General features: G+C 67.4%; 9 protein-coding genes. 6 read left to right on the forward strand and 3 right to left on the reverse strand.

The window, feature by feature from the left end:
• Positions 1-102: 102 nt before the first annotated feature.
• Positions 103-1,182: a substrate-binding domain-containing protein gene (locus BTH42_RS18650; protein ID WP_075302074.1), complete on the reverse strand. Its 1,080-nt coding sequence runs from the start codon at positions 1,180-1,182 to the stop codon at positions 103-105.
• Positions 1,183-1,315: 133 nt separating this feature from the next.
• On the opposite strand from BTH42_RS18650, the gene BTH42_RS18655 reads away from it, so the two are divergent.
• From BTH42_RS18655 to BTH42_RS18670, 4 genes are read left to right on the forward strand one after another with little or no spacing between them, the layout of a single operon-like run.
• Positions 1,316-1,801 carry an NAD(P)H-dependent oxidoreductase subunit E gene (locus BTH42_RS18655; RefSeq protein ID WP_075302076.1) on the forward strand — a complete coding sequence of 162 codons (486 nt, stop codon included), beginning with the start codon at positions 1,316-1,318 and terminating at the stop codon, positions 1,799-1,801.
• Positions 1,798-3,375: an NADH-quinone oxidoreductase subunit NuoF gene (locus BTH42_RS18660; RefSeq protein ID WP_075302078.1), complete on the forward strand. Its 1,578-nt coding sequence runs from the start codon at positions 1,798-1,800 to the stop codon at positions 3,373-3,375. The genes BTH42_RS18655 and BTH42_RS18660 overlap by 4 nt, the downstream gene beginning before the upstream one ends.
• A gap of 15 nt (positions 3,376-3,390) precedes the next feature.
• Positions 3,391-6,336, forward strand: a complete 2,946-nt coding sequence (fdhF, locus tag BTH42_RS18665; RefSeq protein ID WP_075302080.1) for a formate dehydrogenase subunit alpha — start codon at positions 3,391-3,393, stop codon at positions 6,334-6,336.
• A gap of 8 nt (positions 6,337-6,344) precedes the next feature.
• Positions 6,345-6,614, forward strand: a complete 270-nt coding sequence (locus tag BTH42_RS18670; RefSeq protein ID WP_075302082.1) for a formate dehydrogenase subunit delta — start codon at positions 6,345-6,347, stop codon at positions 6,612-6,614.
• Positions 6,615-6,776: 162 nt separating this feature from the next.
• On the opposite strand, the gene BTH42_RS18675 is transcribed toward BTH42_RS18670, so the two are convergent.
• On the reverse strand, positions 6,777-8,534 hold the full coding sequence (locus BTH42_RS18675; RefSeq protein WP_075302084.1) for an FAD-dependent monooxygenase: 1,758 nt from the start codon (positions 8,532-8,534) through the stop codon (positions 6,777-6,779).
• A gap of 232 nt (positions 8,535-8,766) precedes the next feature.
• Here BTH42_RS18675 and BTH42_RS18680 point away from each other — a divergent pair, with 232 nt between their 5' ends.
• Positions 8,767-10,614: a tetratricopeptide repeat protein gene (locus BTH42_RS18680; protein WP_075302086.1), complete on the forward strand. Its 1,848-nt coding sequence runs from the start codon at positions 8,767-8,769 to the stop codon at positions 10,612-10,614.
• Positions 10,615-10,737: 123 nt separating this feature from the next.
• Here BTH42_RS18680 and BTH42_RS18685 read toward each other — a convergent pair whose 3' ends face one another.
• A complete protein-coding gene (locus BTH42_RS18685; protein ID WP_075302088.1) occupies positions 10,738-12,039 on the reverse strand; it encodes an MFS transporter in 1,302 nt (433 codons plus the stop codon).
• A 325-nt stretch (positions 12,040-12,364) separates the two neighbouring features.
• Between BTH42_RS18685 and BTH42_RS18690 the strand changes: the two genes are divergently transcribed.
• Complete coding sequence (locus BTH42_RS18690; RefSeq protein ID WP_075302212.1) at positions 12,365-12,889, forward strand: GNAT family N-acetyltransferase; 525 nt, start codon at positions 12,365-12,367, stop codon at positions 12,887-12,889.
• Positions 12,890-13,062 lie beyond the last annotated feature (173 nt).

Here is a 13,062-nt window from a genome sequence, read left to right on the forward strand (position 1 = left end):
CATTTATGTGCATTTAAGTTTACGCGCTCTTACGTCGGCGCCGGAACGACTGCTCAAGACGCCGCTCAGCCCGCCGCTCAAGCACGCCACGCAACCCGCCGTTCACGCCACCGCTTCGCCGAGCCCTTCGGCCAGATCGACGATCCGCCCGCAATCGCGCGGATCGTAGCCGTCCAGTTGCTCGACGCAGTGACGAAACCCGCTGCTGCGCAGCAACTCGATCACCGCCGCGAGCGGTGCACGCGACAGACGCGCGCGGTCGCACGCGAAGAAATAGTCCTCGTCGACGACCGGAATGAAGTCGAGCCCGAAATGATGCGCGGCCGGCTCCACGCCGAAGCCCACGTCCGCCATCCCGCTCGCGACGAACGCGGCGATCGCCGAATGCGTGAGTTCGGTCGACGCATAGCCGTTCACGCGATCCGGGTCCACGCCGACCCGCCGCAGCGACAGATCGAGCAGCATCCGCGTGCCGGAACCCGGCTGGCGGTTGACGAAGCGGATATCGTCGCGCGCGAGGTCGCCGAGACCGTCGATCCCCTTCGGATTGCCCTTGCCGATGAACAGGCCCTGCTTGCGCCGCGTCAGATGCACGAGCACGTGGCGCTGCGGATCGAGCCAGCGCCGGTAGACGTCGGCGCAGGTTGTGCGAAATTCGTTGAGCGGCAGGTGAAAGCCCGCCAGATCGCACTCGCCGCGCGCGAGGGCGCTGACCGCGTCCGCGCTGTCGCGGTACTTGATGTCGACCGGCTGATCGCCCGCGACCAGCGCGGTCACCAGCGCCGCCACCGCATAGCCGTGCGACGCGTGAATGCGCACGTCGTCGGCGGGCGGCGCGAGCCAGCGGTTCAGATCGCTGGCCACTTCGCTCGCCAGCGCCTGCAGATTGCCGTCGAGCCGCTCGCCGCACAGCCGCTGCGCGCGCAGCACCGCATGACCGAGTTCGGACAGCACCGAGCCGCGCCCGCGCTCCTTCGAGATCAACGGACCGCCCAGACGCTCCTCGATGCCGCGCAGCAAACCCCACGCATGCCGGTAGGACAAACCCTTAAGCGCGGCGGCCTGCGCGATGCTGCCGGATTCATCGACGAGCGCGAGCAGCGGCACCACGTCCGACAGGCTGGCCTCGTAGCCGTCCGTGCCCTTCACCACCAGCTCGACCTGACATTCGACCCTGATCATATATGTTGAGGTTTCTCCTATTGCACACGCCCGCCGGCGCGCCTATCGTTCGGCTATACCATATCGAATAGACGAAGCATACGTGCACGTATTATGAATAACAAGTGCATATATAGCTTTGGAGGAGCCCCCATTGGAAGATTCCCTCGCTACGGCGCCGGAGCAGCTCGTGCAACGTCACGCGCAACCGGGCCGCTCGCTGATCGCGATCCTGCACGCCATTCAGGACGAGCTTGGTTACGTCCCGCCTGACACGGTCGCGCCGCTCGCCCGAACGCTGAATCTGTCGCGCGCGGAAGTGCACGGCGTGATCACCTACTACCACCACTTTCGCAGCCAGCCGCCCGCCCCCGTGACCGTACAACTGTGCCGCGCGGAAGCGTGCCGCAGCATGGGCACCGAAGCGCTCGCGCAGCATATCGAGGCGCACACCGGTTGCCGCTTCGACGCCGCGCACGAGCACGGCGCGACGGTCGAACTCGAATCGGTGTACTGCCTCGGCCAATGCGCGTTGTCGCCCGCGATGATGCTCAACGGCACGCTGCACGCGCGCGTCACACCGCAGAAATTCGACGCGCTGCTCGCCGCAGCTCGCAAATGCGTGGAGGTGCCGGCATGACCCGCATCTACGTTCCGCGCGACTCGTCCGCGCTGGCGCTCGGCGCCGACGCAGTCGCACAAGCGATCGAAGCCGAGGCCGCGCGCCGCGGCATCGCGGTCGAACTGGTCCGCAACGGTTCGCGCGGACTGCTGTGGCTCGAACCGCTGGTTGAAGTGGCAACGCCCGCTGGCCGCGTCGGTTATGCGAACGTCGAGGAGCAGGACGTCGCCGCGCTGTTCGATGCCGGTTTTATCGACGGCGGAGAACATCCGCGCGGCGTCGGCATCGTCGACGAGATTGCGTATCTGAAGAAGCAGCAGCGCCTGACCTTCGCGCGCATCGGCATCACCGACCCGCTGTCGATCGACGACTACGTCGCGCACGGCGGCCTCGCAGGCCTGCGCGCCGCGCTGCAAACCGACGGCGACGCCGCCTGCGAAGCGCTGATCGAATCCGGCCTGCGCGGCCGCGGCGGCGCCGCGTTCCCGGCCGGCATCAAGTGGCGCACGGTCCGCGGCGCAAAGGCCGCGCAGAAGTACATCGTCTGCAATGCCGACGAAGGCGACTCGGGCACCTTCTCCGATCGTCTGGTGATGGAAAGCGATCCGTACCTGCTGATCGAAGGGATGATCATCGCGGGCGTCGCGACCGGCGCGACGGTCGGCTACATCTACGTGCGCAGCGAATACCCGCATTCGATCGCGACGCTCGATGCGGCCATCGAACGCGCGCGCGCGGCCGGCTGGCTCGGCGATAGCGTGCTGGGCAGCGCGCATCGCTTCGAACTATTCGTCGCGAAAGGCGCGGGCTCGTATGTCTGCGGCGAGGAGACCGCGCTGCTCGAATCGCTCGAAGGCAAGCGCGGGATCGTTCGCGCGAAGCCGCCGGTGCCGGCGCTCGCCGGTCTGTTCGGTCAGCCGACCGTGATCAACAACGTGATCACGCTCGCCACGGTGCCGGTCATCTTCGCGCGCGGCGCGGCCTTCTATAAGGACTTCGGGATGGGCCGCTCGCGCGGCACCCTGCCGTTCCAGTTGGCCGGCAACATCAAACATGGCGGCCTCGTCGAACTCGCGTTCGGCGTCACGCTGCGCGAGCTGCTCGACGAATACGGCGGCGGCACCGCGAGCGGGCGGCCTGCGCGCGCGGTGCAGGTCGGCGGTCCGCTCGGCACCTATCTGCCGGAAAGCCAGTGGGGCATTCCGATGGACTACGAAGCATACGCGGCGGTCGGCGCGGTGATCGGCCACGGCGGTCTCGTCGTGCACGACGACACGTCGAATCTCGCCGAACTCGCGCAGTACGCGATGCACTTCTGCGCGCTCGAATCGTGCGGCAAGTGCACGCCGTGCCGGATCGGCTCGACGCGCGGCGTCGAGGTGATCGCGCGGATCCGCAACGGCGATACGTCGACGCGCCAGGTCCAGTTGCTGCGCGATCTGTGCGACACGATGGTGTCCGGTTCGCTGTGCGCGATGGGCGGCATGACGCCCTTCCCGGTGCTATCCGCGCTCGATCACTTCCCCGAAGATTTCGGTCTCGCCGGCGCGTCGGCCGATTCCGCCGACCACGCGACCCAAGCCGCGGCCTGACCCAGGAGCCTTACCATGTCCGATCAGCTCAACTCTCCCGTCGGCGGCTGCGGCTCCGGCAATTGCGCGTGCAAAGCGCAGGCGCAGGCCCGCGCGGCCAACCCGTTCCACGACGATACCGACTACGGCACCCCCGCGCGTCACGCGGACATCGACGTCACGCTCGAAATCGACGGCCAGGCGGTCACGGTGCCGGCCGGCACCTCGGTGATGCGCGCGGCCGCCGAAGCCGGCGTCAACGTGCCGAAGCTGTGCGCGACCGATTCGCTCGAACCGTTCGGCTCGTGCCGTCTGTGCCTCGTCGAGATCGAGGGCCGGCGCGGCTATCCGGCCTCGTGCACGACACCGGTCGAAGCCGGCATGAAGGTGCGCACGCAGACCGAGCGGCTACAGTCGCTGCGCCGCAACGTGATGGAGCTGTACATCTCCGATCACCCGCTCGACTGTCTGACCTGCCCCGCCAACGGCGACTGCGAACTGCAGGACATGGCCGGCGTGACGGGTTTGCGCGAAGTGCGCTACGGCTTCGACGGCGCGAATCACCTGAAAGACAAGAAGGACGAATCGAATCCGTACTTCACGTATGACCCGTCGAAGTGCATCGTCTGCAATCGCTGCGTGCGCGCGTGCGAGGAAACTCAGGGCACGTTCGCGCTGACGATCGCCGGCCGCGGTTTCGAATCGCGCGTCGCCGCGAGCGAAAACCAGCCGTTCATGGATTCGGAGTGCGTATCGTGCGGCGCGTGCGTCGCCGCGTGCCCGACCGCGACGCTGCAGGAAAAGAGCGTCGTGATGCTCGGTCAGGCCGAGCACTCGGTCGTCACGACCTGCGCGTATTGCGGGGTCGGCTGCTCGTTCAAGGCCGAGATGAAGGGCAACCAGGTCGTGCGGATGGTGCCGCACAAGAACGGCCAGGCGAACGAAGGCCACGCGTGCGTGAAGGGCCGCTTCGCGTGGGGTTACGCGACGCACAAGGACCGCATCACCAAGCCGATGATCCGCGCGAAGATCACCGACCCGTGGCGCGAAGTCAGCTGGGACGAAGCGATCAATTACGCGGCATCGGAGTTCCGGCGCATCCAGACGAAGCACGGCCGCGATTCGATCGGCGGCATCACGTCGTCGCGCTGCACTAATGAGGAAACCTATCTGGTTCAGAAGCTGGTGCGCGCCGCGTTCGGCAACAACAACGTCGACACCTGCGCGCGCGTGTGCCACTCGCCGACCGGCTATGGGCTGAAGACGACGCTCGGCGAATCGGCCGGCACCCAGACGTTCGCGTCGATCGACAAGACCGACGTGATCATGGTGATCGGCGCGAATCCGACCGACGGCCATCCGGTGTTCGGCTCGCGTCTGAAGCGCCGCGTGCGGGAAGGCGCGAAGCTGATCGTGGTCGATCCGCGCCGCATCGATATCGTCGATACGCCGCACGTGAAGGCAAGCCACCATCTGCAGTTGCGCCCCGGCACCAACGTCGCGATCGTCAATGCGCTCGCGCATGTGATCGTCACCGAAGGGCTGCTCGCCGACGAGTTCATCGCCGAACGCTGCGAAACCCGCGCGTTCGAACAGTGGCGCGATTTCGCCGCGCTGCCGGAGAACGCGCCGGAAGCGACCGAAGCGGTCACCGGCGTGCCCGCCCAACAGCTGCGCGAAGCGGCCCGAATCTATGCGACCGCCGGCAATGCGGCGATCTACTACGGCCTCGGCGTGACCGAACATGCGCAAGGTTCGACCACGGTGATCGGTATCGCAAACCTCGCGATGGCGACCGGCAACATCGGCCGCGAAGGCGTCGGCGTCAATCCGCTGCGCGGCCAGAACAACGTGCAGGGTTCGTGCGACATGGGCTCGTTCCCGCACGAGTTGCCCGGCTATCGCCATGTCGGCGACACGCTGGTGCGCTCGCAGTTCGAACAGGAGTGGAACGTCACGCTGCAGTCCGAACCGGGCCTGCGGATTCCGAACATGTTCGACGCCGCGCTGCACGGCAGCTTCATGGGCCTGTACTGCCAGGGCGAGGACATCGTGCAGTCGGACCCGAACACGCATCATGTGGCGGCGGCGCTGTCGGCGATGGAATGCATCGTCGTGCAGGACATCTTCCTGAACGAGACCGCCAAGTACGCGCACGTGCTGCTGCCCGGTTCGTCGTTCCTCGAAAAGGACGGCACCTTCACCAATGCCGAGCGCCGCATCTCGCGCGTGCGCAAGGTGATGCCGCCGCTCGCCGGCTACGCGGACTGGGAAGTCACGCTGCTGCTGTCGCACGCGCTCGGCTACGAGATGGATTACACGCATCCGTCCGAGATCATGGACGAGATCGCGCGCCTCACGCCGACCTTCCACGGCGTGTCGTATCGCAAGCTCGACGAACTCGGCAGCATCCAGTGGCCGTGCAACGAACACGCACCGGACGGCACGCCGACGATGCACGTCGACGAATTCGTGCGCGGCAAGGGCAAGTTCGTGATCACGAAGTTCTTCGCATCGCCGGAAAAAGTCACGCGCAAGTATCCGCTCCTGCTGACCACCGGCCGGATCCTGTCGCAGTACAACGTCGGCGCGCAGACCCGCCGCACCGACAACTCGCGCTGGCATGAAGAGGATCGGCTCGAACTGCATCCGGACGATGCCGAGGAGCGCGGGATCAAGGACGGCGACTGGGTCGGCATCGAATCGCGCGCCGGACAGACCGTGCTGCGCGCGAAGGTGGCTTCGCGGATGCAGCCTGGCGTCGTCTATACGACGTTCCACTTCCCCGAATCGGGCGCCAACGTGATCACCACCGACAGCTCCGACTGGGCGACCAATTGTCCGGAGTACAAAGTGACCGCGGTGCAGGTGATGCCGGTCGAGCAGCCGTCGCAATGGCAGAAGGACTATTCGCGCTTTAACAGCGAACAGCTCGATCTGCTCAAGCAGCGCGAACTGGCCAACGTGACCTCGGGTAAGTGAGGCGAGCCATGGACATTCGCAATCTGATCGACATGGCGAACCGGATCGGCGACTTCTTCGAATCGATGCCGGATCACGAGGAAGCGCTGACCGGCGTCGCCGAACATATCCGCCGCTCGTGGGAGCCGCGGATGCGCCGCGCGCTGCTCGCCTCGCTCGATGAAGCGCCGGACGCGTATGGTCTCGCGCTGACGGACTTCACGCGCGAGGCGATCGTGCGGTATCGGGAGAAGTTGACGCCGGCTGCTGCGGCGCCGGCGCCCGCACCGGCGGCTTAGGCGCCGGTTTAGACGGTGTCACCAGCCCGGCGGCTGGCACGGGGCGGCCTGTACGGTCCGCACCGCGCCAGCCGCTTTCCTTTTGACGCATGCGGCGATGCGTGGCGCGGTCAGGCCCTGTCGCTTCGCGTCCGCCCCCCATCGCGCGAGCGCAGTCAACACTCACAACGCCACCGGCGCCACGACCTCGCTGCCCATCGCGTACCAGGCCTCGCAGTGCCGCACCAGCCCATGCAGGTCCGAGCCGGTGCGCCCGCGCGCGCTGATATAGCCGTCCGGCCGCACCAGATAGAACGCCGGCCGCGTGCGTCCATACGATTCCGAGAGCGCCGGCGCGCCGTCGCCGGTGGTATCGGTGATACGCCAGATCCGCACCGCGCCGGGCAGCAACCGCTCGACTTCACCAGCCAGCCGTTCGACCTCCGGGTCGGGCGGCGGCCCGTGCTTCGCGGCGGGATCGAGCGGTGTGTCGTCGACCGGCAGCGGCGGCACCAGCAAAAACAGCGAGAAATACGCCGGATCGTGCAGATCGAAAATGCACCCGACTCCCGGCGCCCGCCCGAGCGGACCGTCGATCACGTGCACCAGCGCATCGGGCGCGCGCTCGCCCGCGCGCGGGCCGCCGTCGAGCACCCGTTCGAGCGTCAGCGGACTGCGCCGGTACTGGACCGACAGCTCGCTGATCGTCGCCCGCGCGGCATCGCGCAGCGGACCGAGCGCGGCCAGCACCGGCATCACGCGCTCGCGCAGCAGTTTGAGCGGACCGTGATCGGCCTCGGCCAGTTGCGTGATGAAGCCGGTCTGGCGCAGCACATCGCGCTCGATCGGATGACGTTCCGCGTGGTAGGTGTCGAGCAGCCGGTCCGGCGCCGCGCCGTTGATCACCCGCGCGAGCTTCCAGCCGAGATTGAGCGCTTCCTGAATGCCGGTGTTCATCCCCTGCGCGCCGGCCGGACTGTGCACGTGCGCGGCATCGCCGGCCAGAAACACCCGGCCGACGCGCAGCCGGTCCACCATCCGGCTGTTCACCCGGAAATGCGCCGACCACGCGAGGTCGGACACGTCGACCCGCTCGCGCACGCGCCGCGCGATCAGCGCCTTGCATTGTTCGAGCGACGGCGGCGGCAGGTTCGCGTCAGGCGGCGTGCCCGCGGGCGCATCCGGCGCTACCGTGCCGGCGGTCGCCGGCACCGCGGCCGGCCCCACCGCGCTGAACAGCGGCGCGACCGCATGATCGGCAATCAGCCGATGCCGGCCGTGCCCCATCGGAAACAGCGCGACGAGGCCTTCGCCGGACGCGAAGATATGGAACTCGTCGTCGGGCCAGTCGGTTTGCGCCTGCAGGTCGGCCAGCAGGAAGTTCTGTTCGAGCGTCTTGCCCTCGAACCTCAGCCCGAGACGGTGGCGGATCGGGCTATGCGCGCCGTCGGCGGCGATCAGGTAGGCCGGGCGCATCGTTTCGCTGCGGCCGTTCGGGTGCCGCAACGTCGCTTCGACGCTCGCCGAGCCTTGCAGGAACATCGTCAGTTCGACGCCGCGCTCGACCGTCACGCCGAGCGTCGCCAGATGTTCGGTAAGCAGCCGCTCGGTCACCGACTGGTCGAGGAACAGCAGATACGGATAGCGGGTGTGCAACGGATCGAAATCGAGCTGCGCGAGCCGCATCCCGTTCGAAAACAGATTGGCGACGCGCGCGCGATGGCCGAGGTCGAGAAACGGTTCGATCAGCCGATGCTGTTCGAGCAGTTCGAGCGTGCGCGCCTGAATGCCGACCGCGCGCGAATACGGATTCGGCTGCGGCGCCTTGTCGATCAGACGCACAGGGATGTGGGCGCGCGCGAGACTCATCGCCGCGGCAAGTCCGGTGGGACCAGCCCCGACGATCAGCACCGGCGACGCGTCGTAATCGGCAGCGTCCATGCGGAACTCCGGAGGGGCAACAGTGCGCTCTAGTGTACGCCGCCATTTAACTCGCCAGCGGTGCGCCGCATCAAAGCGCGTCGCGTACGCGGGCGTGTACGAAGCGTGCATGCAACAGGCATAGCACCCAGCGCCGAGCACGCGTCCAGCTCCCCACCCGCCCAATTTCCGGCCCGCCCCGGCAAGTATGGGAAAATGCGCGCTCAGTCCGATCCGAACGCCCCTCCCCGTCATGCAACCAGTATTTGACCGCGCGTTCGCCGCGCATCGTGACGGCCGCCTCGACGACGCCGAACGCGGCTACCGCGCGACGCTCGACCTCGATCCCTCGCACGTCGACGCGCTGCATCTGCTCGGCGTATTGCGCCACCAGCAGGGCCAGCACGCTGAAGCCGCGGCGCTGGTGCGGCGCGCGGTCGATCTGCGCCCCGAAGACGCCGCGCTGCAACTGAACCTCGGCAACGCGCTGAAAGCGCTCGGCCAGATCGACGAGGCGATCGACCAGTTCCGCAACGCGCTGACGCTCGCGCCGACCTTTCCGATGGCGCACTACAACCTCGGCAACGCGTACGCGTCGCTGGGCCGTCACGAAGACGCCGCCGACGCGTTCACCCGCTCGCTGCGGCTGCAACCGGAAGACGCGTCGTCGCACAACAATCTGGGCAACGCATTGCACGCGCTCGGCCGCCACGCGGAGGCGATCGCCTCGTTTCGCCGCGCGCTCGAATTGCGCCCCGGCCATGCGGGCGCGCTGAACAATATGGGGATGTCGCTGAACGCGCTCGACCGGCCCGACGAAGCGGTGCCCTGCTTCGAAGCGGCGCTCGCGACCGAGCCGCGCTTCGTCGCCGCGCTGTTCAATCTGGCCAATACCTTCGATGCGACCGGCCGCCATGCGCAAGCGGTCGCCTCGTTCGAGGCCGCGCTGCGTCTGCAGCCGAACCTGCCGCCGGCGATCTACGGGATGGGCAACGCGCTCGCCGCGCTCGGCCGGCCCGCGCAGGCGCTGCCGTATCTGGAGCGCTCGGTCGGGCTCGACCCGCAATTCGCGCTCGCGTGGCTCGCGCTCGGCAGCGCGCATCAGGCGCTCGGCGCGCACGCGGCCGCGGTGCGCGCGCTCGATCAGGCGCTGCGCCTGCGCCCCGATCTGGCCTCCGCGCACATGAACCGCGCGCTCGCGTGGCTGGCGATGCGCGACTTCGCGCGCGGGCTGCCCGAATACGAATGGCGGCTGCAAACGCTCGCGCAGCCGGCCATCCAGACGCTGCCGCGCTGGCACGGCGAGCCGATCGAGCGGCATACGCTGCTGATCCATGCCGAGCAGGGTTTCGGCGACACGCTGCAGTTCGTGCGCTTCGTGCCGCTCGCCGCGCAGCGCGCCGCGCGGGTGGTGCTCGAAGTGCAGCCGCAGTTGCTGCCGCTGCTGGCGCCCGTCGCGCAGGCGTGGCGCGTGACGCTGATCGCGCAGGGCCAGCCGCGCCCCGCCGCCGATCTGCAGATTCCGCTCCTGAGCCTGCCGCTCGCGCTCGGCACCCGCTACGACACGATTCCGGCGCGCACCCCGTATCTGGACGTGCCGCCGGCCTACGGCCGCAAATGGCGCGGCTCGCTCGGCGGGCACGCGAAACGCAAGATCGGGCTCGCGTGGTCGGGCCGGATCCAGCGCAACGAAACCCGCACGATGCCGCTCGCCGCGCTCGAGCCGCTGTTCGCGCTCGACGGCATCGACTGGATCGTGCTGCAGCCCGAGTTGTCCGACGCCGAGCGCGCGGCGCTCGACGCGCATCCGCGCGCCGCGTCGATCCATCGCTTCGAGCGGCGGATCGGCGACTTCGCGGATACCGCGGCGATCGTCGAGCGGCTTGATGCAGTCGTGTCGATCGATACGTCGATCGCGCACCTTGCCGGCGCGCTGCGCAAGCCGCTGTGGGTGATGCTGCCGTTCGCGCCCGACTGGCGCTGGTTCGACGACGACGCGCGCAGCCCGTGGTATCCGGGCGCGACGCTGGTGCGGCAGCCGCGGCCGGGCGCGTGGGACGAGGTCGTCGGGGCGGTCGCGCAGGAACTGCGGCACGGCTAGCGCGACCGGCGGGTTTCAGCCCGCCTGCCGCTTCGCCAAACAAAAACCCCCGCGTTCGTTAGAACGCGGGGGTTTTTTACTTCAGCGTGCGCGGCGCAACGAGTCACCGCGGCACACCCACCATCAAGCCGCCCGATACTGATTGCGCGACTCCGGCGTGCGATACAGGAACAGCGTCGCGAGCAGACCGCAGATCGCCGCCACGCCGAGCACCAGCCCCGGCGCCGCCTTGTTGCTGGTCACGTGGATCAGCAGGGTCGCGATCGCCGGCGTGAAACCGCCGATCGTCGTCGCCAGACTGTACGCGAGCGAGAAGCCGGCGGTGCGCACTTCGACCGGCATCACTTCGGTCAGCGCGACGACCATCGCGCCGTTATACGAGCCGTACAGGAACGACAGCCACAGCTGCACCGCGAGCAGCCGCGCGAACGACGGCTCCGCGACCAGCCACTGCAGCGCCGGATATGCGGTGAGGATCGTCAGGATCGTGAACACGAGCAGCACCGGACGGCGGCCGATCCGGTCCGACAACGCGCCCGACAGCGGCAGCCAGATCAGATTCGAAATACCGACGCACACCGTGACGATCAGCGTATCGATCGCGGAGAGCTTCAGCACTTCCTTACCGAAGGTCGGCGTGTACGCGGTGATCATGTAGAACGACACGGTGGTCATGATCACCATCCCCATGCCGCCGAGCACGACCGGATAGTTCGCGGCCATCGACTTCATGATCTCGCCCATGCTCGGACGATGCTTGCGCGCCTCGAACTCTTCGGTCTCCCGCAGCGAACGGCGGATGATGAACAGGAACGGCACGATCAGGCAGCCGATCAGGAACGGCACGCGCCAGCCCCACGCGAACATCTGATCGGCCGGCAGCGCCTTGTTGAGCGCGACGCCGATCAGCGCGGCGAACACCACCGCGACCTGCTGGCTGCCCGATTGCCACGAGCAGTAAAAGCCCTTGTTGCCCTTGGTCGCGATCTCCGACAGATACACCGACACGCCGCCGAGCTCGACGCCGGCCGAGAAGCCTTGCAGTAATCGCCCGAGCAGCACCAGCACCGGCGCGAGCAGACCGATCGTCGCGTAGCCCGGTATCGCCGCGACCGTGAGCGTGCCGAGCGCCATCAGGCCCAGCGTGAGAATCAGGCCCTTGCGGCGGCCGTGATGGTCGATGTACGCGCCGAGCACGATCGCGCCGAGCGGACGCATCAGGAAGCCCGCGCCGAACACGGACAGCGACAGCATCAGCGACGCGAATTCGCTGCCGCTCGGGAAGTAGGTCTTGGCGATCGCCGAAGCGTAGTAGCCGTAGACCATGAAGTCATACATTTCAAGAAAGTTGCCGCTGACGACGCGGAAAACGGTCTTGAATTTGGATTCTTCCTTGACGGAAGCAACGTGGGTCGCAGTCGACATGACACTCTCGGATAAGCCTGCCGCCCGGTCGCGCGGATCGACGCGGACCGTGACGGTGTGGCAATTGGAACGATCCACTGCGTTTGGCAGACGGATGCCGGGACCGCGCGAGACGAGACAAGGGGGCTCGCGCCGGGGGCGCCGCATTCTGATGGGCAAAGCGTCGAGCCGCTATCAGGGTAAACGCTGTACATCAGGCGGGACCGGTGCCACGTATGTTACTGCTGATAACGCTGTTGCGAAATACATACAGTTTGCTTACACAGGCTGCCACCGGGCGGCACGATAGAGGACCGCGCAAGGCCATACCTAGTTGACGATGACGATGCAAACCACCCCTGCTCTTTCCTTGCGCCCCGCCACGCCCGCCGACGCCGCGCTGATCGCGTCGATTCATAGCGCGAGCTGGCAGGCCACCTACCGCGGGCTGCTACCCGACGCGTTTCTCGACAGCGAAGTCAGCCGCGAACGCGCGGCCTACTGGGACGCGCGTCTGCGCGCGCCGGGCGGCGAGCGGCGCATCGTGCTGCTGGCCGAACTGGCCGGCGAGCCGACCGGCTTCGTATGCGTCGAGCGACAACCCGGCTCCGCGTGGGGCGTGCTGCTCGACAACCTGCATGCGCTACCCGGCTACCAGGGGATCGGCGTCGGCCGCACGCTGATGCGCGCCGCCGAGGACTGGGCGCGCGCGCAGGGCGAAGCGCAGCTGTATCTGTACGTGCTCGAAGGCAATACCGCGGCGATCGGCTTTTACGAACGGCACGGCTGGCAGTTCGTCGGCGCCGAGCCCGATCATATGGGCGGCGTCGACATCACCGCGTTGCGCTACGTGTACCGGTTCAAGCCCTGAGCGGTTCAAGCCTGAGCACAGCGGCTTTTGCGGTCGCCGGACGGCGCTGTCTCGAATACACGTTGCGACTTTTCGTGCAAGCATCGGCCGAATTTTAGAAATAGTCCGAATCTCGGCGCGTGTGTTTCGAGGCATTATTTTCGGCTGCCGGCAATTTCGTCGGTCTCCTACAG

This window comes from Burkholderia sp. SRS-W-2-2016 (assembly GCF_001931485.1).
Taxonomy (GTDB): domain Bacteria; phylum Pseudomonadota; class Gammaproteobacteria; order Burkholderiales; family Burkholderiaceae; genus Paraburkholderia.